The sequence below is a fragment of the Acidobacteriota bacterium genome (genome assembly GCA_009838525.1).
Classification (GTDB): Bacteria; Acidobacteriota; Vicinamibacteria; order Vicinamibacterales; family UBA8438; genus VXRJ01.
The window spans coordinates 268275-293004 of the sequence record VXRJ01000034.1 but is presented as its reverse complement, the minus strand read 5'-3'; the positions used below and the strand labels follow the sequence as shown (position 1 = coordinate 293004).

16 protein-coding genes are annotated in these 24730 nt (G+C 68.3%); 7 read left to right on the top strand and 9 right to left on the bottom strand.

Translation table 11 applies throughout. The annotated features are described in order from the left end of the window. Positions 1-3 precede the first annotated feature (3 nt). On the bottom strand, positions 4-1362 hold the full coding sequence (locus F4Y45_15370) for a DUF1552 domain-containing protein (GenBank protein MXY25884.1): 1359 nt from the start codon (positions 1360-1362) through the stop codon (positions 4-6). Next, positions 1359-3821, bottom strand: a complete 2463-nt coding sequence (locus F4Y45_15365) for a DUF1592 domain-containing protein (protein ID MXY25883.1) — start codon at positions 3819-3821, stop codon at positions 1359-1361. Before F4Y45_15365 ends, F4Y45_15370 begins: the two co-directional genes overlap by 4 nt. Before the next feature lie 293 nt (positions 3822-4114). Between F4Y45_15365 and F4Y45_15360 the strand changes: the two genes are divergently transcribed. Next, positions 4115-4942 carry a hypothetical protein gene (locus tag F4Y45_15360; GenBank protein ID MXY25882.1) on the top strand — a complete coding sequence of 276 codons (828 nt, stop codon included), beginning with the start codon at positions 4115-4117 and terminating at the stop codon, positions 4940-4942. Positions 4943-4988: 46 nt separating this feature from the next. Continuing rightward, positions 4989-6323, top strand: a complete 1335-nt coding sequence (locus tag F4Y45_15355; protein ID MXY25881.1) for a cytochrome c — start codon at positions 4989-4991, stop codon at positions 6321-6323. Here the strand turns inward: F4Y45_15355 and F4Y45_15350 are convergent. The 3 genes from F4Y45_15350 to F4Y45_15340 form a co-directional block, all read right to left on the bottom strand. Beyond that, positions 6320-6535 carry a hypothetical protein gene (locus F4Y45_15350; GenBank protein MXY25880.1) on the bottom strand — a complete coding sequence of 72 codons (216 nt, stop codon included), beginning with the start codon at positions 6533-6535 and terminating at the stop codon, positions 6320-6322. The two genes, F4Y45_15355 and F4Y45_15350, sit on opposite strands and share 4 nt — an antisense overlap. A 316-nt stretch (positions 6536-6851) precedes the next feature. Beyond that, on the bottom strand, positions 6852-7751 hold the full coding sequence (locus F4Y45_15345; GenBank protein MXY25879.1) for a hypothetical protein: 900 nt from the start codon (positions 7749-7751) through the stop codon (positions 6852-6854). Between the two features lie 73 nt (positions 7752-7824). Beyond that, positions 7825-9222, bottom strand: coding sequence for a hypothetical protein (locus tag F4Y45_15340; protein ID MXY25878.1), 1398 nt, complete (start codon positions 9220-9222; stop codon positions 7825-7827). Between the two features lie 181 nt (positions 9223-9403). On the opposite strand from F4Y45_15340, the gene F4Y45_15335 reads away from it, so the two are divergent. Both F4Y45_15335 and F4Y45_15330 read left to right on the top strand, forming a co-directional pair. Beyond that, positions 9404-11203, top strand: a complete 1800-nt coding sequence (locus tag F4Y45_15335; protein ID MXY25877.1) for a CRTAC1 family protein — start codon at positions 9404-9406, stop codon at positions 11201-11203. After that, complete coding sequence (locus F4Y45_15330; protein ID MXY25876.1) at positions 11200-12897, top strand: tetratricopeptide repeat protein; 1698 nt, start codon at positions 11200-11202, stop codon at positions 12895-12897. Before F4Y45_15335 ends, F4Y45_15330 begins: the two co-directional genes overlap by 4 nt. Positions 12898-12910: 13 nt before the next feature. Here the strand turns inward: F4Y45_15330 and F4Y45_15325 are convergent, their stop codons facing one another. The 4 genes from F4Y45_15325 to F4Y45_15310 form a co-directional block, all read right to left on the bottom strand. Next, a complete protein-coding gene (locus F4Y45_15325) occupies positions 12911-14566 on the bottom strand; it encodes a hypothetical protein (GenBank protein ID MXY25875.1) in 1656 nt (551 codons plus the stop codon). A gap of 4 nt (positions 14567-14570) precedes the next feature. Further along, positions 14571-15914: a DUF1552 domain-containing protein gene (locus tag F4Y45_15320; protein ID MXY25874.1), complete on the bottom strand. Its 1344-nt coding sequence runs from the start codon at positions 15912-15914 to the stop codon at positions 14571-14573. Next, positions 15911-18346 carry a DUF1592 domain-containing protein gene (locus tag F4Y45_15315; GenBank protein ID MXY25873.1) on the bottom strand — a complete coding sequence of 812 codons (2436 nt, stop codon included), beginning with the start codon at positions 18344-18346 and terminating at the stop codon, positions 15911-15913. The genes F4Y45_15320 and F4Y45_15315 overlap by 4 nt, the downstream gene beginning before the upstream one ends. A gap of 162 nt (positions 18347-18508) precedes the next feature. Further along, positions 18509-19429, bottom strand: a complete 921-nt coding sequence (locus F4Y45_15310; GenBank protein MXY25872.1) for a dienelactone hydrolase family protein — start codon at positions 19427-19429, stop codon at positions 18509-18511. Positions 19430-19563: 134 nt separating this feature from the next. Between F4Y45_15310 and F4Y45_15305 the strand changes: the two genes are divergently transcribed. From F4Y45_15305 to F4Y45_15295, 3 genes are all read left to right on the top strand, one after another. Beyond that, positions 19564-20628, top strand: coding sequence for a Fic family protein (locus F4Y45_15305; GenBank protein MXY25871.1), 1065 nt, complete (start codon positions 19564-19566; stop codon positions 20626-20628). A gap of 127 nt (positions 20629-20755) precedes the next feature. Continuing rightward, on the top strand, positions 20756-22867 hold the full coding sequence (locus F4Y45_15300; protein MXY25870.1) for a pyrroloquinoline quinone-dependent dehydrogenase: 2112 nt from the start codon (positions 20756-20758) through the stop codon (positions 22865-22867). Beyond that, positions 22864-24708, top strand: a complete 1845-nt coding sequence (locus tag F4Y45_15295; protein ID MXY25869.1) for a redoxin domain-containing protein — start codon at positions 22864-22866, stop codon at positions 24706-24708. The genes F4Y45_15300 and F4Y45_15295 overlap by 4 nt, the downstream gene beginning before the upstream one ends. Positions 24709-24730 lie beyond the last annotated feature (22 nt).

The window sequence follows — 24730 nt, the reverse complement described above, 5'->3', positions numbered from 1 at the left end:
CGTTCAGAGGTCCGTCAACTCGGTGAGCTCGCCGGTGCTGTCGCCGATCGACTCCGGCTTGACCCCCAGCTTGTGCAACAGCGTCAGGAAGAGGTTCGTCACCGGCGGGTCGTCGTCGTAGTGGACGTGGCGATCGCCCTTGAGTGTGCCGGCGCCGCCTCCCACCACCATGATCGGCAGCTTGTGGTGGCTGTGCGTGTTGCCGTTGCTCATGCCGCTGCCATAGATGGTCATCGAGTGATCGAGCAGCGAACCGTCGCCATCCTCGGTCGCGGCAAGCCGGTCGATGTAGTAGCCGAACAGGTCGCCGTGGTACGCGTTGACGCGCCGCAGCTTGGCGATTTTCTCCTCGTCACCGCCGTGGTGCGACAGCGGGTGATGGGCGTCGGCGACATCGATCTCCGGGTAGGCCCGGTTGCTCGTCTCGTGCGCCACCATGAAGGTGATCACGCGCGTGAGGTCGGCCTGGTAGGCGAGCACCTGCAGGTCGTACATGAGCTTCGCGTGCTCCTCGAACGAGCCGGGAATGCCGGGGGGCTGCTCCATCGCGACCGACAGATCGTTCAGGCCCTGCTCCTCCGCCATCCGGATGCGGCGCTCCACGTCGCGGATCGCCTCGGTGTATTCGTCCAGCTTCCGCTGGTCGCGAGCGCCGAGCGAGCGACGCAGGCTGGCGAGCTTCTCGGAGACGGCGTCCAGAATCGTTCCGTCCTCCTGCATGCGCGCCATGCGGGCCGCCGGGTCGGTTGACCCGCTGCCGCCGAACATCCGCTCGAAGACAACGCGCGGGTTGTTCTCCATGGGCAGCGGCGTCGTTTCGCTCCGCCAGTTGAGGGTGTTGGCGTAGACGCAGGAATAGCCGGGGTCGCACGCCCCGAGCGGCTCCTTCGAGTCGAGCGACAACTCCAGCGAGGCAAGCTGCGTCTCCTGGGCCAGCTCGCGCGCGGCGATCTGATCCATCGAGACGCCGGCGCGAATGTCGGCCCCCGCCGTCTTCTTCGGGTGCACGCCGGTCAGGAACGCGCCCGCGGCGCGCGCGTGGTCGCCCGCTCCCTCGCCCGGCAGCGCATCGCCGTGCTTGTTGGCGAGCCCGCCCAGGACGATGAGCTTGTCGCGATGCGGCGCAAGGGACCGCATCACAGGCTTCAGTTCGAAGCCGGTCCCCGTCGCATCGGGCGTCCACTGGTCCATCCGGACACCGTTCGGGACGTACACGACGCCGAGGCGGTTGACCGGCGCGGCGGCCGACAACCGCAACGGAGTGAACGCCGGCACCATTCCGTCGAGCAGCGGCAGGGCCAGCGTGGCGCCGACGCCCCTCAGAAACGTGCGACGCGGCAGGTGGGTCTTGGTGATCATCATGGCTCTCGCGCCTCTCTCATCTGGAACGGCGGGCTCTCGACGATACCGGCGATCAGCGACGACCAGGCATAGCCGGACGGCTCCGCCTGGTGCACGATGCGCCGGATCCAGGGATAGTCGTAATACTCGACGCCGCGCCCCAGCGCGTACGTCATCAGCTTCTCGGTGACGGTGGCGACAAACTCCTCTTCACTTGCGAGAAGCACTTCGCGCACGCTGTCCGGACCGGTCAACTCGGTCCCGTCCGGCAGCGTTCCGGAGGTCTCCTCCACGCCCAGCTCACGATAGCCGCCAATGGCGTCGAAACTCTCCAGGGCAAAGCCGAGCGGATCCATCCTGACGTGGCAGCTCGCGCAGACCGGGTCGGTCCGATGGCGCTCCATCCGCTCGCGGACCGAGCGGGGGCGGCTCTCCGGATCGGCCGGGTTGACGACCGAATCCGAATCCTCGAGCCCAGGCACATCGGCGGGCGGCGGCGGCGGCGGCGCTCCCAGCAGGTTCTCGAGCACCCAGACGCCGCGCTTCACCGGCGACGTGCGATTCGCATACGACGTCGCCGTCAGGACACTGCCATGCCCCAGGACGCCGCGGCGCGGGCTGTCGGCCGGCATCGCAACGCGCCGGAAATGGTTGCCGCGGACACCGGGAATGCCGTAGTGCTTCGCGAGCCGCTCGTTCAGGTAGGTGTAGTCGGAAGTGAGCACCTCCAGCACGCTCCGGTCATCGCGGATCTGGCTCTCGAACCAGAGCTCGGTCTCGCGCGTGAACGCCTCGCGCAGGTTGCCGTCGAACTCGGGGAACGCGAGGGGATCCGGCTTCACCGTCCGCATGTTGCGGAGGAACAGCCACTGCCCCGCGAAGTTGTCGGTCAGCGCGGCGGCCTTCGGGTCGGCGAGCATCCGTTCCACCTGGGCCGAGAGCGCGCCGTCGCCGCGCAGCTCGCCCCGCGCGGCGACCTCCAGCAGCTCGTCATCCGGGATGCTGCTCCAGAGGAAGAACGAGAGGCGCGAGGCCAGCTCCAGGTCGCTGATGGCGTACGGCTCGCCCGGCGCGGCGTCCGCCGGATCGTGCTCCACCCGGAAGAGGAACTCCGGGTCGACCAGGATGGCGCGCAGCCCGAACTCTATTCCGGCGTCGAAACTCCCCTTGGCGCGCCCGGTGTCGTAGAACGCCATCAGCGCGTCGACGTCACTCTCGTTCACCGGACGCCGGAACGCGCCTCGTGCGATCGTGCCGAGGATCTCGCGCGCGCACGCCGGCTCGGCTGCCGCGTCGGCCGGGCGGCAGGTGAAGATCCGCTGACGGCTCGGGGTCGCTTCCGCATCCGAAGCGGGCGCCTTCGGATTGAACGGGCCCTCGATCTCGACGATCCAGACCGCCGCCGGTGCGTCGCGGTCCCCCGCGTAGTGGTAGGTCTCCGCGCCGCTGACCGGCTCCAGCACGCCCTCGGGGATGGCGCTCGTCCGCACGAACGAGAAGGCGATCTCGCGCATGCCGGCCCCCACGGGAATCCGGACGCGCAGGTCGTTGTCGGCGTCGCGCTCGTACGGCGTCAGGTTGAAGACCGCGTTCCACGCCTCGCGCTGGCCGTCGGCCCCGACCGTGAACTCCGCGACGCGCTCGCGATCCAGCCGCACCTCCAGCCGGTTGCGCCGCTGCAACCCCTTGATCGCGTTGCCGTGCGTCCGCTCCAGCGTTACGCGAATGTCGTACTCGCCGTCGACCGGAAAGTAGTGGCGTGTCGCGAAACCGCCGCGGGTGCCGAACGGGTGAAGCTCGCTCATCCGGTCGTGCTGCAGCAGGACCGGCGACGTGCTGTAGACCGCCGTGGTCGAACGAATCGACCGGTCGCCGATCGCCAGTTGCGCAATCTTCCCGGCGGCCAGCATGTAGCGCTCGAGCAGCGCCGGCGAGAGCGACAGCACGTCCGCGATGTTGTCGAAACCGTAGCTCTGATCGTCCGCCGGCAGTAGCTCGCGGCCGTCGATCTCGAGGGCCAGCAGATCGCGAATCGCGTTGGTGTATTCGGTGCGGTTAAGCCGGTTGATTGTCTCGGTGCCGGGGTTCACGTCGGCGACGGCGGCCCGATCGAGTTCGGTCTCGATCCAGTTGACGAAGCGGACATACGTCCCGTCGTCCGGCCGGGGGCGGGGGGGCGGCGGCATCTCCCGCGCGCGCAGCTTGCGGATCACCTTCTCCCACGTTTCCGCACCCGCCGCCAAGTGCGCGACATCAAGACTCTCCAGCGACAGGTTGGCGGTATTCAGGCGGTCGTTGTGGCAGGTGACGCAGTAGCGGTCGAGGACGGCGCGGTATTCGTCAGGGGCGGTGGCGGTTTCCGCCCGTGCCGCTTCCGGCGCCGTGGCGGCGGCAGGCGCCTGGGCGGCGACTGGAGCCGCCAGTGCCGCGAGCACACTGACCGCCACGAACGCCACAAGAACGCGCGGGATTCCGGACATTGTCGACACGTCCCCCAACGTCACGCCGGTACCGCGAAAAAAGCCAGATGGAACCGTGCCATTATCCGCAGTGCCGCAAGGAAGTGTCAACCGGAATCAACGAAACTGGCGGCTATTATTAAACTTCTAGGCACTATAAGTAACTATAGGACTTCTTGGCTGGCACTCTTAATATATCCTTAGGCGATTACATTTAATAAGAAGTGGCCTCGCGCATCTGGAACCTCAAGACCGCCCGGAAGCCGCCATTTCCGTTCACCAGATTCGACGGCGACACTATACTGTCGATGACTATGCACCGGACGCTCCCTCTCGCCGCGGCGCTGGTTCTGGCCGCTCTATTTCCGGCCGCGCCCGCTGCTGCGCAGGCGCGGGACGTCCCCATCCCTCACGATGTCGGCCAGAGCGTCAGTCCGGTTTTTGAGGGCTGGTTTCCGAACGACGACGGCACGTACACCCTCTCGTTCGGCTACTTCAACCGGAACTACGAAGCCACCCTGGATATTCCGATCGGCCCCGACAACCGCTTCGAGCCGGGTCCCGCCGACCGCGGCCAGCCGACGCACCTGATGCCGCGCCGCCAGACTGGCATCTTTACGGTCGTCGTTCCGGCCGACTTCGACAATCAAACGCTCACCTGGTCGCTGACCTCGGCGGGCGAGACCTATGCCGTGCCGGGGCATATCCGCCCTGAATGGCAGATCGACGCCCTCCATGAAATAACGAGTGACAACCGACCGCCGGTCGTCGTGTTCCCCGGAGGGGCATCGGGGCAGGGACCGACCGGTGCGCGGCAGTCGCTGGAGGCGTCCGTTGGCCAGCCACTAACCCTCGACGTGACGGCGACCGACGACGGTGTCATGAAGCGCCCCACTGGCCAGCCGCCGATGCTCGGCCTCGCCTGGAGCAAGTATCGCGGCCCCGGGGAAGTCACCTTCGCCGAGCCTTCACCGGAGGTGGGTGGCGACGACCGCGCTACCACGACGGTGAGCTTCGCCGCGCCCGGCGACTACATTCTGCGCCTTCTGGCCTGGGACGATTCCGGTGGCCCGGGTGCGATAATGGCGTTGGGCTTCCAGTGCTGCTGGACCAACGCGTACGTCGACGTTCGTGTAGAGTGACACTGGCCGCCGGAACGCAAATCGCCGTAACGCTGGAGATGGATCGATGAAGATGCAGATTCTTGCGCTCGTGGCTGTGGTCACGCTGTTCGTTGCGGCTTCCGCAGCGCCCTCGGCCGTCGCTCAGATCACCGCCGGGGATGACCCGACGTTCGCGCGCGATGTCGCACCGATCCTGCAGCGAAGCTGCCAGGCATGCCACCGAACCGGCAGCATGGCGCCGATGTCGCTCGTCACTTATCAGGAGGTGCGGCCGTGGGCGCGCTCCATCCGCGAGAAGGTGGCGGGACGCATCATGCCGCCGTGGCACATCGATCCGACGGTCGGCGTCCGCGAGTTCGCTAACGACATTTCACTGAGCGATGAGGAGATCGACGCGGTGGTCCGCTGGGTCGACGCGGGCGCTCCGTTGGGCGATCCGAATGACATGCCGCCGCCAATTGAGTGGCCGGCGGGCGACATCTGGCGACTGGCGGACAAGTACCAGGAACTGGGCGAACCGGATCTCGTGGTCCGCTCGACGCCCTGGACGCAGGACGCCCAGGGGCAGGATCAGTGGTACCAGCCGATCGTCGAGACCGGGCTGACCGAGGATCGCTGGGTAAAGGCGCTCGAAGTGCGTCCTTCCCTGGTGGGGCGGCCGATCGTGCATCATGCCGTCACCTACCTGATGCAGGACGAGGATCCGGACGACTTCGAGGCGGCGGTTGACGTCCCGGGGACCGGCTCTTATTTCACGGAGTTCGCGGTCGGCAAGATCGGCGACATCTTCCGCGAGAACACCGGCAAGCTGCTGAAGGCGGACTCGCGCATCCGCTTCGATCTGCACTACCACTCGGTCGGGGAGGAGATCACCGACTCGACCGAACTGGGTATCTGGCTCTACCCAAAGGGCTATGTGCCGAAGTACCGGGTCTACGCGCAGGCCATGGGCGTGCGGCAGGCGATGCAGACGCTCGACATTCCACCCGGTGAGGTCACCGAGCACGAGGCGTTCATCCCGCTGCGCCACCCGGCGCGCCTCGAGAACTTTCAGCCGCACATGCATATTCGCGGCAAGGCGATGGCGATGGAGGCGATCTATCCCGACGGCCGGACCGAGATGATCAACTACGTCGATCGCTTCGACTTCAACTGGCACGTCAACTACGTCTACACCGAGGATTCCGCTCCGGTCCTGCCGGCCGGCACCATCATCAAGCTGACGGCCTGGCATGACAACTCCGCCGGCAACCGCGCCAACCCCGATCCCACCCAGTGGGTCGGCTGGGGCCAGCGCAGCTACGACGACATGTACCACGCTCACGTCAACGTCGTGTACCTGACCGACGAGGATTACGGGCAGATCGTCGCCGAGCGGGCCGCTACCGACGACAACTAGCGCGCCCGGCCGCGGTAGATTCGGGGTGGCCTCGTCGCGTAGGGGTTGCGCGGGCTCTCGTTGCTGTAGCGGCTGCCGTAACGGCTGTAGGGGTTGTTGACGCTGTCGGGGCTGTAGCGGCTGCCGTAGCGGCCGTACGGGTTCGCGATCGAATCCGGATCGTAGGGGTTGGCGCTCAGCTTGCCGAGATACCTGCCGTCGCGACTGTAGATTCTCGCGCTCGAACCGAACCAGCGGTTCCGGCGGCCAGTGGAATCCGCGGCCCTGTCTCGGGTCCAATGGCGGTCGAGGCGGTCAAGTAGTCTGGCGACAGAATCTGGGAACCAGCGATTGGCGCTGAGGGTGCCCAGATAAGTGCCGCGCGGCTCGTCGTTCCGGCCATCGCGCCGCTGCGCGGCAACCTCGGCCGCGAGAGTCAACAGGAGGATGAGCGCGGCGAAAGCCGTCAGGGAGGACCAGCGACGAGGGGGCGTGGACGCGGGCGCACCCGCGTGGCGTGATGCGTGATCCATACCCCCCAGTCTACGGTCAGGGGGTGACAGAAACTGTCAGGTCGGCCGTCGCCGCAAGGCCACCGTCGTGCGCGATGGCGCGCAGGATGTAGTCGCCCGGCGCGCTGAACGTCGCCTCCGCTGTCCAGCGGCCGTCCTCCGGCGGATCCGGAGTCAGGAAGCCCAGCGCCCAGGGGGAGTTCATGCCGTCTCGCGTGTCCTCCCAGACGCTGATCTGCTCCGGGTGGAAGGTGACGTTGTCGCCGGGGCCGCGGAAGACGAACCATGACAGCCGGTGACCGGTCGCGGTGTCGGTGGTGATCGGCCGCGCAAGCTGGACCCTCGTCGACGCCCGGCCGAGAGGCCGCGCGCGCGGCTTTCCATCGTCCGTCGAAACCGCCGTCAACGGCAGAGGCTCGCCAACCCTGACCGTCCGCTGCGCCGGGCCTTCGATGTCGAGCGTCGGAGCCTGGTTGTCCGGCAGCTCCGGAGTGGTCCCGGCCGCGCCGCCGGCCCCGTAGTTCGCCTGCACCACCAGGTCGTCGATGTAGTAGTCGCGCTTCAGCGTGGCGTAGGCCTTCTCCGTGGTCCCGTTCACGGTTACGGTCCAGACCAGTTCCTGCTCGCCGAAGTCGGCCGGAACCGGAACCTTGAAGACGAAGCGGTTGCGCCGCGGCAGGAAATAGGTGGGCTGACCCCGGTCTGGCTCCCCCGGCTCGAAGGAATTGTCCGGACCAACCGGCACGTACGGCGCCTGAGCCCAGTTCCGGTTCAGGTAGCCGAACACCAGGTTGAACGATCCGTCGTCGTTCACTTCCCAGCCTTCGTAGGCGGGCGAGAGGGTCTGTCCGAAGTCGTAGCGTTCCTGCAGGGTAGCGGCAGGGACGGCCGCCAACGCGACGACCAACGCAACCAGGGCTACTGCGGACGGCTTCAAGGCATCAGGCATACGTTTCTCCCGCACTCTTGTGCCGAAAGGGACGCCGACCCTCAGATGACGTGACCTAGTCCTAGTTGCCACCGCCGCCGGCAGTGTCTTCGTCAGCCAGCGTGTCGCAGGTGAGGCAGCCGATATCGGTCCCGCCGTTGGCCTCGAGCGCCGCCTCGCGCTCCGCGACCGCCGCCGCGAACTCCTCGTCATCCATGTAGATCGCCTGCATCAGGTTGATGAACATGTTGTCGACGGAGCGGTGGCCGGAGCCGGACCAGTTGCGCGGATCCGGTACGTTCGGGTTGGTCGGCGAGTTGTCGAAGTAACCGGTCAGCCGGAGCACCGTTCCCTTCGGCAGGAGCGGAGCCGCCGAGTCCGCGTACTTGTAGACGCGCACCCAGCTATGGTCGTAGCCGGCGCAATTGAGCATCTGCGACTGGGAGTTGTGGATCGCCTCCAGGCACATCCGGACACCCGGCGCGTGCATGTGCGGCTCGAAAACGCTGATTTTCGCGTTGTCGCGGAGGGTCAGGTACGCCTCGGCGCGTTGGTTCTTTTCCATCGCCCGGATGTCGAGATCCGGCCCGTTGCCGAAGAAGAGCAACTGCATCTCCTTCTCCGGCTGGTAACCCTTCGGGTGGAACTTGAAGCCGACATCGAGGTGCGCCCGCACGTCGGTCCCGTTCGCATGCAGATGGGTCGTCGGGAAGATCACCTGCGAACCCGCCTTGAGCAGCCGGCCCGCCTTCTCGTCGAAGACGTCGGCGTTGCGCCCGACTTCATGCACGGGCCAACTCACCAGCGCGTCGTCCTCCTCCGGACCCTTGATGTACAGCGCTGAGTGGTGAACCACGAACAATCCGCCGACCGTGTCGGAGCGGACGCCCCGCTCCATGTCGTTCCGCTCCTTGTACTCGATCGCCGCCACGTAGCGGTCCTCGGTCAGTCCGGACTCGACGGTGCCGAGGGCTCCCCACCAGTCGGGCTGTTCCGCCGCCACCTCGAATTCGGGCGACGAAACCACGAGATCCGGCTCGCCAATCTCCCACTCGTCGACGTCGATGAACGGCGGCGGCTCCGGCATGTCGGCGGGATCGCCCTGCGGCGCGCCGTTGTCGGCCCACCGAGCGATCGTGAGAATCTCGTCGTCGCTCAGCGACCAGTCGTCCTTGAACTCCTGGATGCCGATGTTCTTCTCGATGTACCAGGGCGGCATCACGCCCGGCTTGTCGCGCAGGCCGGTGCGGAACTTGATGGAGCGCGCCCACGGCCGGACATCCTCGTAGGTGATGAGCGACATCGGCGCCAACGAGTTGGGCCGGTGGCACTTCTGGCAACTTCGCTGGAGGATCGGCGCGATGTCCTTGCTGAACGTCGGCTCCTCGGGAGCCTCACCCGCGAACGCCGGAACCGGCGACACGAGCGCGACCATCGCGGCAAGACCAAGCAGGGAAAATCTCTTCGAAATCGTCATCATCGATGAACCTCGCACGACTACCCGGACCCGTCCCGGGGATCGTTGATCATATCACGGGCGGCCCACTCCTCGGCCCCGCTCCAGTGCCTCGAGCCGCTCCACTTGCATAGACGGTTGGCCACGCCGCGAGGTTCCGCGACCGGCTTCACCGGTACGCGCGGGTTGATAGAGTACGTTACCGATGCTTCCGACTGCCGGTCGCTGGCTGTTCCGTTTCGCGCTGGCCGGATCGCTGGCCGGATCGCTGGCCGCCTGCGGGACCGGGGCGGGTTCGGGCGCCGGCGCGCCCGCTCCAGGTGCGGATCCGCCGGGAGCCGCGGCCCCACCGGAAGAGACGGCAGCATCCGCCGGCTGGTTCGCCGAACGCGCGGAAGACGCCGGCCTCGACTTCGTCCATTTCAACGGGATGACCGGCCGGTTCTATTCGCCGGAGATGACCGGGCCGGGCCTCGGCCTGCTCGACTACGACAACGACGGCGACCTCGATGTCTACCTCGTGCAGGGGGTCCTGCTCGGAGACGGCGCGCCGCTCATCGGCCCGGCGGAGGGCCAGCCGCCAGGCGACCGCTTGTACCGCAACGACCTGATCGTCTCTCCCGACGGTGCGCGGATGCTGAGGTTTACCGACGTCACGCGCGAGGCGGGAATATCCTCCAGCGGGTACGGCATGGGCGTGGCGGCCGGCGACTACGACAACGACGGCCACATCGATCTCTACCTGACCCGGTTCGGACCGAACCAGATGTTCCGAAACCGGGGCGACGGGACGTTCGCCGACGTCTCGGTGGAGACGGGCACCGACGACCCGGCGTGGGGCGTTCCCGCGTCGTTCTTCGACTACGACCGCGACGGCTGGCTCGACCTGTTCGTCGGCAACTACCTGAACTACACGCTTGCGACCCACACCCAGTGCTACGACCGGGCGGGCGCGCCCGACTACTGTGCGCCGGGCACGAGCCGGCCGCATCCGGACGTTCTGTACCGCAACCAGGGCGACGGCAGCTTCGAGAACGTGACGGCGACGGCGGGGCTGGCGCGCGAGTACGGACCGGCCCTCGGCGCGGTGACCGCGGATGTTGACGGCGACGGCTGGCTCGACCTGTTCGTCGCCAATGACCAGACGCCGAACCAGTTGTGGGTCAACCAGCGGGACGGCACGTTCCGCAACATGGCGCTGCCCTGGGGCGCGGCCCTCGGCGCGGGCGGCAACGCCAAGGCGGACATGGGCGTGGGCGCGGGCGACTTCGACAACGACGGCGACGAAGACCTTTTCATCACCGAGCTGACCGGGCAGGGCAGCACGCTGTACGTCAACGACGGGACCGGACTGTTCCGGGAACGCAGCGCCGCACTCGGCATCCGGGCGCCCAGCCTGCCCTACACGGGCTTCGGCGCCGGTTGGCTGGACATCGACAACGACGGGTGGCTGGACATCCTGGCGGTGAACGGGTCGGTGGTCGTCAACTTTGAGTCGCGCGGCGAGAATCCCTTCCCGCTGGACCAGCGCAACCAGGTGTTTCACAACCTGGGCGGCGACCGCTTCGAGGATGCGACCGCGCGCGCCGGAGACGTGTTCGAACTCTCCGAGGTAAGCCGCGGCGCAGGATTCGGCGACATTGACAACGACGGCGACACCGACGTGGTGGTGGCCAACGCCGCCGGCCCGGTTCGGCTGCTGATCAACGAGGTCGGGCATCGGGCGCGCTGGCTGGGGCTGAGGCTGGTCGGCGGCGACCCGCCGCGGGATCTGAGCGGCGCCTGGGTAACCGTGGTGCGTGAGGATGGGTCGACGCTGCGGCGGCGGGCGCGCGCCGACGGGAGCTTCGCTTCGGCGAACGACCCGCGGGTGCTCTTCGGGCTCGGCGCGTCGGGCGTTTCGCGCCTGCGGATCACCTGGCCCGACGGCAGCACCGAGGAATGGGACGATGTGGAAACCGGCCGCTACACGACGCTGACCCAGGGCGAGGGCCGCTCACAATGAGGATCCTCGATCGCAGGCTGCCGGCGCTGCTCGTGGCGACAGTGGCGGTGACCGCGGCCTTGCTGGGCGCGGCGTGCGCCCCGGGGGGCGACACTGCTGCCCCCGGTGTCGAGACCTCGTCCACCGCCGCCGGCGGCGCTGATCCGACGTCCGGGGCTCCGGACGCCTCGCCGGCGGACGCGCCGGAAGTCGACGCGCCCCCGCCGCCGGTGGAGCTGCCGGACCTCTCCGAGCTGCCCGAACCGGTCCAGGTCCAGGTCCGCGAGAGCCACGACGCCCTGCTCCGCGCCCAGGCGGAATCCGCGCCGGCGGCGGCTCTCGGCGAGGCCTACGGCGAGTTCGGCCTGATCCTGATGGCCACCCGGTTCTACGACACCGCGGCGGCGGCCTTCCTGAACGCCTCGGCCGAGTCGCCCGGAGAGATGCGGTGGCCGTACTACCTCGCGCAGCTCTACCGGACGACCGGCGACCAGCCCCAGGCCCGCCGCTACTTCGAGCGTGCCGTGGAGATAGACCCCTCGTACCTGGCGTCGCTCGTGCGTCTGGGCGAGATGTACCTGGATGAGGGCCGCCCCGAGGAAGCCGAGCCGCTCTTCGAGCAGGCGCTCGCCATCGATTCCTCCTCCGCCGCGGCGCTCTCCGGCGCGGGGAGCGCCGCCCTCGCCCGCGGCGAGCCCGCGCGGGCGATCGACTACCTGGAACGGGCGCTCGCGGCGGGTCCGCCGGCCTGGAACGTCCACTATGCCCTGGCGACCGCCTATCGCGAAACAGGAGACCCGGCCAGGGCCGACGAGTACCTGAACCAGAGCGGCGGCGACCCGCCGGAGCCGCCCGATCCGCTAATGACGGCCTACGAGAACCTGCTCCGCAGCCCGCGCGCCTACGGCAACCGCGGGGCCGCGGCGATGCGCGAAGGCCGGCCGGCCGAAGCGGTGTCGATTTTCCGCGAAGGACTGGCCGAGGCGCCCGATGACGCGGACCTGCGACGGCAACTCGGCGACGCGCTGCTGGCCACCGGCGACACCCGAGGTGCGGGAGAGCAGTACGAGGCGGCCCTTCGGCTGAACCCGACCGAGGCGCGGGCCTACGTCGGCATCGGCGTGCTTCTGGCCATGAGCGGCCGGCACGCCGAGGCGATCGATCGCTATGCCGCGGCCATCCGCCACCAGCCCGACTATCTGGAGGCCCGGCTCGGCCTCGTTGACGCGTATCGCGCCGTCGGACGGACTGACGAGGCGGCGGCGGAAGCGTCACGGGCGGTCGAGGTAGCACCGGGGTTCCCCGACGCCTGGCTGGGCCTGGGGCTGCTCCTCACGCAGCTTGAACGTTACCGGGAGGCGCGCGACCGGCTGGAGGAGGCGATCGCGATCCATCCGGACGAACTCCGGCTGATCGACCTGCTGATCCGCATCCTCGCCGCCGCGCCGGACGACGCGGCGCGTGACGGCCAGCGCGCGATGGTACTCGCCGCGCCGTTGCTCCAGGCGCCGCCGAACCCGACCATCGACGAGACGGTGGCGATGGCCCTCGCGGAGACGGGACGCTACTCCGAGGCGGCAGAGCGCCAGCGCCGCGCGATCACCGCCGCCGAGCAGGCGGGACGGCCGGACATCGCTCGCGCCATGGCGGCCGCACTCACCCTCTACGAACAGGGACGGGCGCTGCGCTCACCGTTCGGCCGGGCGCCGCGGTAGCTTCGTCCGCGCTCTACGGCTGGGAATCCGACGTGAGCTGCGCCGTGAACTCCGCCTCGAGTTCAGCCTCCCACTGCGTGCGCTCCTCGATCTGATCGGGTCGCGTCTGGAGGCAGTCGTAGCAGACCGACCCCGGGATCTCGTGGCCTTCGCCCTCGGTGTCGATTCCCCGGGCGATCATCAGCTCGCGCAGGTGCGCCGCGGTGTGCTTCTGCGCCTTGTAGAAGTCCGAGTAGCTGAAGCCCTCGGCGACGGCGAGGGGAGACCAGCCGTGGACCGTCCGCGCGTCGAGGTCCGCCCCCCGCGCGACGAGGTAGTCGGCAAGGCTGTTGATGCCCCGGAACGCGGCCCCGTGCAGCGCCGTCATGCCCCGGTAGTTGGCGGCGTTGACGTCGGCGCCCTGCTCGACGCAGATCCGGACCGCCTCGAGCACCTCCTCCTCCTGCCCCTTGAGCGATCCGCCGTCCTCTCCCGGGTTCCAGATGGCGACGCCGGCCGCCACCATCAGCGGTGTCGTGCCGTCGGCATTGGGCGTCAGCGTGTCGGCGCCCGCATCGATCAGGACGCGCATCGCCTCCGTGTCGGTCACCTTTGCGGCGAGAAAGAACGGCGTGGCCCCCAGTCGGTTCAGCCGGTTACGCTGACCGTCCTTCATGCCGTTGACGGTCATGCGGGCGTTGACGTCGCCGCCCAGTGCGATCATCTTCTTCAGCACGTCGATGCTGTCGACGCTGCCGGTCGGAATCGGCGCCGGGAAACCGAAGCCGGTGTTCATCCGGCGGGTCCGGAGCAACTGGTGGAGGGCGTTCCAGCCGGCGTCCGCCAAGTTCGGGTCGGCGCCCCGGTCGAGCATGTAGTCGGCCAGCTCCCAGTTGGCGTTCGCCACCGTGACGACCAGCGCGCTCTGGCCGTCGGACAGCGTGTCATTGATGCCGGCCCCCGCTTCCAGCAGGACGCGCATGGCGTCGAGATGCCCGTCGCGCGCCGCGAACATCAACGCCGTGAAGCCGGTCGGATGCGGCGCGTAGAACATCCGGCTGCCGTTCGGAGGCCGTCCACCCGTCTCCGTCCGCGCATGGATGTCGGCGCCCAACTCAGCCAGAGCGTGGATGGCGGCGGCGTTGTTCCGGGACGCCGCCCACATCAGGGCGGTCTGGCCGCGGTACTCGTCGCGCGCGTTCGGGTCGGCGCCGCGCACGAGCAACAACCGGATGGCGTCGGCGTCGCCAGAGCGCGCCGCCGTCATCAGCACCGTTTCGCCTTCCGGGAGCGCTGCGTTCGGATCGGCGCCGGCGTCGATCAATACCTCCAGAATCGCCGCGCTGCCGTTCTCGGCGGCGAGTGCCAGCGGTTGTACGCCGTACCGGTTGATCGCGGCTACGTCGGCGCCCGCTTCGAGCAGCAGGTCAACCAGAGCGGGGTCGTTGCGGTGCACGGCCCAGTGCAGGGCGGTGGCGCCGTCCGGCTCGGCCTGGTTCACGTCGACGGTCGCGTCGCCGACCAGCGCGCGGACCGCATCGACGTCGCCCGCCCTGACCGCCGCGATCAGGGGCACGTCACGGTTGCCGGCCGCTTCCGCCGCCGGGCTCGCCGCCAACCCGGCGACCAGCACCGCGAGCGCGGCCAGCGCAACCGGGACTGCCCGCGAACCGCTTGACGACTTCAACATGTTCCTAGACCCCCGTCAGCGGCCCGGTGCTGTCGCTTATTCGGTCCACCTTCACGTCCACCTTCTCGAGCAGGGTCAGCCCGAGGTTCATGAACGGCGTGTGCATCTCGTAGACGAGGTGCCGGTTGCCGTCGAGCTGGCCGGCGCCGCCGCCCATCAACGTGATCGGCAGGTTGTACGGCGTGTGCTGATCGCCGTCGCCCATGCCCGCCCCATGCAGAAGGATGCTGTGATCGAGCAGCGTACCGTCACCGTCCGGCGTGTTGCGCATCTTCTCGACCAGCTTCGAGAAGAGCGTCATCTGGTACTGGCTGATCTTCGTGTACTGCGCGATGTTGTGCGGATCCTGCTGGTGGTGCGACACCGTGTGGTGCGCCTCCGGCACGCCGATGTTCGGGTAGGTCCGGCCGCTCGTCTCGCGCGCCATCTGCATGCAGCTCACGCGGGTGATGTCGGCCTGGAAGGCGAGCACCAGCATGTCCTGCAGCAGGCCAACATGCTCCTCGTAGTCGTCCGGCACGCCCGCCGGCTGATCGACGGCGGGAAGCGGCGTCGTCGTGTTCGTCTCTTCCGTCCGCTGAATACGCCGTTCGATCTGGCGGATCGACGACAGGTACTCGTCGACGGTGGCGCGGTCCTGCGCCCCGATCCGCCGTTCGATCCGCTGCACGGAATCCGTGACCGAATCGAGGATGCTGCGGTCGGTCTTCATCTGCGCCAAGCGCGCTTCGACGCTGCCGCCGTCGCCGAACAGCCGCTGGAAGATGACGCGCGGGTCGCGTTCGTGCGGCAGCGGAGTCGTCGGCGTCAGCCAGGATGTCGAGTTGCGGTAGGCGCACGAGTAGCCGTTCTCACAGTTGCCCACCTGGTAGTTCGACTCGGTCGTCAGCTCCAGCGAGCGGAGCGCGGTGTCAGCCCCCAGCTTGTCCGCCGCGTACTGATCGATCGTCTTGCCGGCGCGGATGTCGGCCCCCTCGGTCCGTTTCGGGAGGATGCCGTTCAGCCAGCCGCCGTGCGCCCGCGTGTGCACGCCGCCGCCCTCGTTCGGGCTGACCACCCCCGAGTTGCTCAGGCCCGTGACCACCGTCATCTGATCGCGAAACGGTGCGAGCGGACTCAGCACGGGGGTCAGCTCGAAGCCCGACCCGCCGCTTCCGTCCGGATGGAAGCTGCGCGGAAGGATGCCGTTCGGCACATAGAAGAACGCCAGCCGCGGCACCGGCGCGGTGACCGCCCGCGCCGTGGCCGACAGGGCCGGCACCATGGCGTCGAGCAGGGGGAGGGCTACGGTGGCGCCCAGTCCGCGCAGCACGGTCCGCCGGGAAAGGGACTTGTGCGTGACGATCATGATTGCGATCTCCTCATGAGGAACGGATCACTGGTGACGATACCCAGGATCACCGACTGGATGCGGTAGTCCGGCGCCGCTTCGCGCACGATGCGGCGGACGGTCGGCATGTCGTAGTAGTCGAGGCCGCGGCCGAGCGCGTAGGTCATCAGCTTCTCGGTCACGGTGGTGACGAACTGCTCCGGCCGGGAGGCGAGCGCTTCGCGCATCTCGCCCACGCTGCCGAACGACCGGCCGTCCGGCAACACCCCCGACGGATCGATCGGGTAGAACGACTCGTCCACTTCCCGCCACCGGCCGATCGCGTCGAAGTTCTCAAGCGCGAAGCCGGTCGGATCGATCATCGCGTGGCAGGCCGAGCACGCCGGGTTGTCGCGATGCTCCTCCATCCGCTTGCGGAGGGTCGGCCGCTTCGCCTGCGTCCGTTGGTCATTCAGGGCCGGGACGTTCGCCGGCGGGTCGGGCGGCGGCGTGCCCAGCAGGTTGTCGAGAATCCACTTGCCGCGGAGAACCGGGGAGGTCCGGATGGCGTGCGACGTGAGGGTCAGGATGCTGCCGTGCCCCAGAATCCCGCGGCGCGGGCTGTCGGCCGCGTGTGTCACCCGCCGGAAGTGGCTGCCGGTCACGCCGGGAATGCCGTAGTGCTCCGCGAGCCGCTCGTTCAGGAACGTGTAGTCGGCGGTCAGCAGCTCGATGATGCCGTGGTCGGCCCGGATGACGTCATCGACGAACAGACCCGTCTCGCGCAGCATGCTCTGCCGGAGTGACTCGTCGAAGGCGACCGAGAACGGATCGCCCGGACGCACTGTCGTCTCCAGGTTCCGCAACTGCAGCCACTGCGCCGCGAAATTCGTCGTCAGCGTCTCGGAGCGTGGGTCGACGATCATCCGGCGCACCTGCCGCTCGAGTTCGGCCGGGTCGCCCAGCCGCCCCGCTTCCGCTGCGTCGAGCAACTCGTCGTCGGGGATGCTGCTCCAGAGGAAGAAGGACAGCCGCGACGCCAACTCGATATCCCGGACGCGGTAGGGTGCGCCGGGCTCGACGCCATCCGGGTCCACCTCGATCCGGTAGAGGAACTCGGGACTGACGAGCAGGCGACGGAGCGCCAACTCGATCCCGTCCTCGAAGCTGCCGCCGCCCCGGCCCTGTTCATAGAAGTCGAGCAGGACGCCCAACTCTTCGGCGGTCGGAGCCCGGCGGTAGGCCCGGCGGGTCAGCGTCGTGAGGATCTCGCGCGCGCAGGCCGGCTCGCCCGCTTCGGACGCCGGCCGGCAGGTGAAGATTCGCGCCCGCGACGGCGTCTCCGAGACGCCGGTCGCATCGTACGGGCCGGTGATGGTCACGCTCTGGACGAACGGCTGCGCGCCCGCAAGGCCACCTGCGTTGCCCGCGACCCGCGGGTTCGCGAACGGTTCGCGCACCTGTTCGACGAGCGCCGCCGGCTTCCGGAAGAAAGTGACGCCGACTTCGCGGGGGCCGGCGGCAAAGGGTAGGCGCAGGTCGATCGTCGACGCCTGCGCGTACGGATTCTCCGGCACTCCCTCGGCCGGCGGGCCAACCGCGATCAGCCTTGCCTGCTCCCCGTCGATCGTCACTTCAAGATCGTGCGTCTCGGCCAGACGGCGTGCGTTACTCAACTGGATCCGGACCTCGTATTCCGCGTCCTGCGGAAAGAGATGCTCGATGTGCAGGCCGCCGCGCGTCCCGAACGGCAACCGCTCGACCCGCGCGTGCTGCGACAGGTCCTGCGCCGCCTCGTAGGTGTCCGCGGCGACGGCCGGCGGGGGGCTGCCGACGGCAAGGCGGCTCACGGTGCGGGCCGCGGCGAGATAGCGCTCCATAAGCGCCTGGGACATCCGCAGCACGCCGCCGATGTTGTCGAAGCCGAAGCTGGCGTCGTCGGCCGGAAGCAGGTCGTCGGCTTCGAGTTCGACCGCCAGCAGGTCGCGGATGGCGTTGCGGTATTCGGTCCGGTTCAGGCGGTGGAACGTCGCCGTTCGGCCCGGGTCGCCGGTGACCGCCCAAGCCCGATCCAGTTCGCCCTCCAGCCAGTCGAGGAAGCGCCCGGCGGCGGCGGCGTCCGGCCGGGGACGTCCGGCCGGCGGCATCACGCCGCCCCGCATTTTCCGGACCACGCGCTCCCAGTCGGCGGCGTGCGCGCCAACGTCGGCGACGTCCAGCGTGTCCAGGGTGAGGCCGACCGAGCGGAGTTGCGCGACGAGCGGCGAGGCGGGTTCGCCGGCGCCCGTCACCATCGCCGTGTTGTGGCAGGTGACGCAGTAGCGGTCGAGCAGGGCGCGGTGGTCGGTCAGCTCGGACTGGGCGGCCGCGGCCCGCGGTGCGGCCAAGCCCAGGGCAAGCACCGCTGTCGTCACGAGCGTCGCGAGATACGTCTGGCTCACGTCGTCAGCACCCGCCGGCTGGCCGTTCATGCCCCGGAATCAGGGCAGTTTCGTACCAGCATGCCATCGATCCCTGGATGCTAAACCGCGCCCGGAGGGGTGTCAATCGGGCCTTGACGGCCCTGGCTTGCGGCGCCAGCTCGACCGATCCGCAGCGTTGGCTCACCGCTCGGGTGCAGCCAAAGGGAGCCGCTAATCGGCCAGGTGCTCCCGGAGGAACGCCAGGGTGCGGGGCCACGCGTCTTCCGTGGCGCGGCGGTTGGCGTCCAGGCCTTCCTGGGCCTTCAGGAAGACGGTCGCCCCCTCGTAGACGATCGGCTCGAAAGAACGTCCCGCGGCGGCCATGGCTGCCGTCACCCGCGGCACCGTCTCGGCCGTCCTGAGGTCGCCGCCGTAGAGGGCGAGCACCGGTGCGTTGATCCGCTCGTAGTGGGATGCCGTGCCGGAAGCGGCCCCGTAAAAGACGACCAGCGCATCCAGGCCCGGTTGCGCGACCGCGTAGGCCAAGCCGGCCGACCCGCCCCAGTCGAAGCCGACCATCCCGAGAGGTCCGCTGGCGGCCGGCAGATCGAGCGCCCAGGATCGAACCGCGTCGAGCCGGACCGTCAGCTCACGCGACGAGATCCTCGAAACCGTAGGCACGACCCTGGTCTCCTCGAGGAAGAAGGGGTGGTCGCTCCCCGCGGGTGCAGCGGCAGTGAGCAGATCGGGAGCGACTGCGAGGAACCCCTCCGCCGCAAACGCGTCGGCGATGCTCCGGACCCAGTTCGACAGCCCGTAAAGATCGGAAAGGACAATCACGATGGGGGCGCGGGGCTGATCCGGATGGACCACCCAAGCGCGGACCGGCGTCACGCCTTCGGCAAGCTCGATGTCGACGAACTCGGCGCGCCGGGACGACGCTTCGAGATCACCTCGCGCCGTAGCTCCACTCGGCGGCAGGTGCGCGGCCGAGACCGGTGCTGGTCCTTCCCCACCGAGGATCGTCCCCACGACCGCGGACAGACCGCCAATCTGAAGCGCTGCGACCGCGAGGAGCAGAACTCCCGACAACACCCACCCGTTTGCCTTCCATCGTGGCGCAACCCTGACGTCGAATGGCTCTCCCGCCATGAACGCATGCTAGTCGAGAGAGCCGTCGTTGACCAGAGCCCCGGGTGACGGGAGAACGCCAATCGGATGGAAACGGATGGACAAATGGATGGCAAGCATGGCAAGCTCAATATCGGATGGAAACGGATGGACAAATGGATGGCACACCTAACGTGTCGTCGTTGCGCATCACTCCGGAGATCCTTGGACTCATCGCAGAGATCGACGAATTCAAGGGCGCCTGGCTCGCCCTAGGCCGCCTGGAACCGGAGAGGTTGTCTCGCCTGCGACGGGTGGCAACGATCGAGAGCGTCGGCTCGTCCACGCGCATTGAGGGGGCGAAGCTGAGCGACGCGGAGGTCGAGCGGCTGCTCTCCGAGGTAGAGGTCGGGTCGTTCGCGACGCGTGACGAACAGGAGGTGGCTGGGTACGCCGACACCTTGAACACGGTGTTCGCCGCCTGGGAGGTCATCGACCTCACCGAGAACCACGTACGGCAACTTCACCGCGACCTGCTGAAGTACTCGGAGAAGGACGAACGCCACCGCGGCGCCTACAAGACGCTTCCCAACCACGTGGAAGCGTTCGGCCCCGACGGCACGCGACTGGGCGTCGTTTTCGAGACCGCGGCGCCCTTCGACACGCCCCGGCTGACCGCCGATCTGCTGTCGTGGACGCAGGCCGGCCTGGCGCGCCCCTCGCCGGACCTGCACCCACTGCTGACCATCGCCGTCTTCGTCGTCACGTTTCTCGCCATCCATCCTTTTCAGGACGGCAATGGCCGCCTTTCGCGGATTCTGACGACCCTCCTCCTATTGCGTGCCGGATACGGCTACGTCTCCTATTCCTCCCTGGAACGCGTCGTCGAACAGAGCCGGGACGCCTACTATCTGGCTCTGCGCCGCACCCAGCGAACGCTCCGAACCCGCGCGCCGGACTGGAGTCCCTGGCTGGGGTATTTTCTGGCCGCGCTGCAAAGGCAGAAGCAGCACCTACAAGAGACCATCGAGCGTGAACGCCTGATGCTCGGCGACTTGCCCGAGCTATCGTTACGCATTCTGCGGATCGCCCGAGACCACAGTCGCGTCACCATTCGTGCCGCCGCGGAGGCGACCGGGGCCAGCCGCAACACAATCAAGGATCACGTAAAGGCACTGACCCGCAACGGCCATCTGACCAGACACGGCCATGGACGCGGGACGTGGTACCGGCCCACCTGACCTCCGCCTCAACGCAGCCCCACCTCCCGGTCATCGGGCGACAGGTGTAGGATGGCTGGCATCAGAGAGATTCAGCGGTCCGGGCCATCGCGCGTCCGGCAACTGCGCCACTAACGGAGGTCACGCCATGCGTCAGTCGTTCCCACTTGCCCTGCTGTCGGCACTGCTCGTCTTCGGACCCGCGCCCTCGGACGCCCAGTCGGCGGGATCAGATGGGCCGTGGCAGACCTACGACACGTCCAACGGCGAGTGGATGAGCTACGCCGGCGACGTCAAGGGCACGAAGTACTCGCCGCTCGACCAGATCGACCGGGACAACTTCGCCGATCTCGAGATCGCCTGGGAGTGGACGACCGTGGATCGAGTAGTGAGCCGAACGATGCCCGGGGGCGGCGAATGGTGGGCCCCGCTGGACGACATTGTCGACTCCCTGGTCGAGGACACGCCGGATCTCTACCGTCCCGGTCACCGTCCGGGGTACTCGCGCCTGCAGGCGACTCCGCTGATGGTGGGAGGCGTTCTCTACTTCAACACGCCGCTCTCGCAGGGCGTGGCGGTCGATGCGACGACCGGCGAGACGCTCTGGGTCTACAACCCGAAGAGCTACGAAGCGGGAACGCCGACCATGAGCGCCCCGTGGTCGCAGCGGGGCGTTGCCTACTGGACCGACGGCGAGGGAGACGAGCGCATCTTGTGGGGAACCGGCAGCGGCTTTCTCGTTTGCGTCGCGGCGAAGACGGGCGAGCCGTGCGAGGGGTTCGGCACAACAGACAACGGCATGGTGGACGCCATGGTGGGCCTGCCGCGCGCCGACCGTAACGAGCGCGACTACCTGAACGCGCTGCCGTGGGGAATCCACTCGCCGCCCATCGTCGTGCGCGACCGGGTGATCCATGGCTCGCACGTCGCCGACCGGCGGATCACAAAGGAAGCGATCCCGGGCTGGGTGCGGGCCTGGGACGTCCGGACCGGTGAGCATGCCTGGGACTTCCACACCGTTCCCAACAGCACCGACGAGTTCGGCGTCGACACCTGGCTGAACGACTCCTGGCGCTACTCGGGCAACGCCAACGTCTGGTCCATGCTCGCCGGCGACAACGAGCTGGGGCACGTCTACTTGCCCACCGGCACGACGACGAACGACTACTACGGCGCCGACCGGCTCGGTGACAACCTGTTCTCGGAGACGCTCATTGCCGTCGACGTCGAGACCGGCGACCGGCTCTGGCACTTCCAGGCCGTCCACCACGGGCTGTGGGACTACGACTTCGCGACCCACCCGAACCTGGTCGACGTCGTCGTCGACGGGCAGCCCATCCGCGCCATCGCGCAGGTGAGCAAGCAGGGCTTTGTCTATGTCTTCGACCGGGAAACGGGCGAGCCCATCTGGCCGATCGAGGAGCGTCCGGTGCCGCAGGAAACCAACATGCCGGGCGAGGTCCCCTCGCCGACCCAGCCGTTCCCGACGAAGCCGGCGGCGTTCGACTACCAGGGCATCGAGATCGACGACCTGATCGACTTCACGCCGGAGTTGCGGCAGATGGCCCTGGAAGTAGTCGACGGCTACCGACTCGGCCCGCTCTTCACCCCGCTCGACCGGCCCATCGAGGGCGTGACGCGCGGCACGCTCATGCGGCCGCCGCCGGGCGGCACGGCCGGTTGGTCCGGCGCCGCGGTCGATCCCGACACCGGCATGATCTACATCCCGTCCCGCAACCGCCCGGCGCTCATAACGCTCTACTCGCCCGACCCGGCCCTCGGCGCCACCGTCACCTATACGCACGGGGCGCCCGAGGAGCAGCGGCTTTCCGGCACCGCGCCGCGCGGACCCCAGATGCCGCAGGGGCTGCCTCTGGTCAAGCCGCCCTACTCGCGGATGACCGCGATCGACCTGAACACCGGCGACCACGCCTGGTGGGTGCCGACCGGCAACGGCGACCGTTTCCGCAATCACCCGATGCTGCGGGACCTGAACCTGCCCCCCCTGGGCGGCGACAACGCCATCAACGGTCCCCTGCTGACCAAGACCCTGCTCATCTACTGCCTCACCGCCGGCGGGTCGGACGGCGGGCCGCGCATCGTCGCGTACGACAAGGCGACCGGCGACGAACTGGCGTCGATCGACCTGCCAAGCGGCGCCATCGGAACGCCGATGACCTATATGGCGGATGGGCGGCAGTACATCGCCCTTACCGTCGGCGGCGGGCCGCGGCTCATCGCGTACGCACTACCGCAATGATGAACTCCGGGAGGGACGTCATGGCGGACAAGCACGCACGGACTCCCAACGACCGGCGGCTCTCCTGGATGGCGGCCGTCATCGTGCTGCCGCCCTTGTTCCTGGGGCTCCTGCTGGTCGCCGCCCGGCACGACGTGGCGCGGTCAGGGATGGCGGTTCCGCCGGATTCGATTCGGGGAGCGGCCTCGGCGCGAACCGACATCGACCCCGACTGGGCGGTGGTGGAGGAATACCTCGACCTGCAGAACGCCTGGAGTCAGCGCATGGGCGAGATCGCCGCCGGCCTGCCCGCCGAGGAACGGAACGCTCGCATCATGGAGGCGTTCGCCGACCGTCCGGACATCCGGCCGGCCATCGCCGCGGCGACGGCGATCATCGACGCCGGCGGCGACCACGACAGAGTGACGGAAGCCGCGGAGTTCCTGGTCATACGGACGGTCGGCGAGCCGGATGCCGGCCAGCACATGGCCAGGGGCGCACAGGCGCTTCTCGCCCACGCGCCAAACTCCCGGCGCTGGCCAGCGATCCTGAGGCAGATGGATGCACGCCGGTTCCACATGCCGGACGGCCGGTCCTCGACGCCTGACATCGACCGGTTCTTCGAAGAGGCGGCGGCCGACGCCGAGAGTCCATCTCTGCGCGCGATGGCGCAGTACTACGTGGCCTCCGGCTTCATGCGGTCTGCCAACGCATTGCGGCTGGACGAAGAACAACGGAACGACTGGCGACAACGTGCGCTCGATGCGGCTGAGGGCTTGAGTGCCGGCGTGGAGGACGAGCTCTTCGACGGCGCAACTGCCGCGCCGGCCCTTTCCGCCGGCGCACCGGGCGGTCCGGTCGGAGCGTTCACGCCTCGCACGTTCTCCGAAGCCGAGGCGGACCTCATCCAGGCCATACGGCACGCAACTCCAGGGGGTACCGCGCTGGACATCGCGGGTCGCCGGCTCGACGGCGCCGAGGACAGCCTCTCGGCCCATCGGGGCCGGGTCGTGTTAATTGACTTCTGGGCGACATGGTGTCCGCCCTGCATCGACGCGCTGCCGGAGTTGCGCGAGCTGGTCTCGGAGCTGCCGGCGGATCGATTCACCCTGCTGGCGATCAGCATCGATGACGAGCTCGAGACGGTCAACCGGTTTCTGGAGCGGGAGTCGATGCCGTGGGTCAACTGGCATGTTGGTCCCGACAACGACATCCGGCGAACCTGGGACCTGCGTGGGGTCCCGGTCTACGTCCTCGTTGACGAAGAGGGTCTGATCCTGGCTCGCTCGAACAGTCTTCCGGACTGGTTTACTACGCGCATCCGGGAAGCGGTCACGGGCGAGGACGCGCGTCCGGCCGACACGGCGGTCTACACGTGGGATCCGCCCGACATTGAGGAGCTTCGGCGCGCCGCCGAGGAGGGGGATCCCGAAGCGCAAGTCCAGCTCGGACAGGCGTACCAAAGTGGCAACGGCGTTGCGATGGACGACGACGCCGCCACCGCGTGGTACCTGCGGGCGGCGGAGCAGGGAAGCGCCGACGCGCAGTTTCACCTCGGATTCGCCTACAGCGGTGGCTCCGGTGTGCCCCTGGACTACAACGAGTCCCATGACTGGTTCGAGCGCGCGGCCGAACAGGGACATGACGCCGCACAGTGGATGCTCGGTTCGCTCTTCTACTCTTTCGGACGCGGCGATGTGGCCCGGGACGACGTCAAGGGGGCGATGTGGCTCTATCTCGCCGTGTCGCAGAACGACCGGCACGATCGAACGACGCTCGACATGCTGGAGGCGCGGATGACCCCGGCGCAGATCGAGGAAGCGCAACGGCTGGCGAGGGAATGGCGCGAGGCTCGGGAGTAGTGTTATCATAAAATGTTAAAGT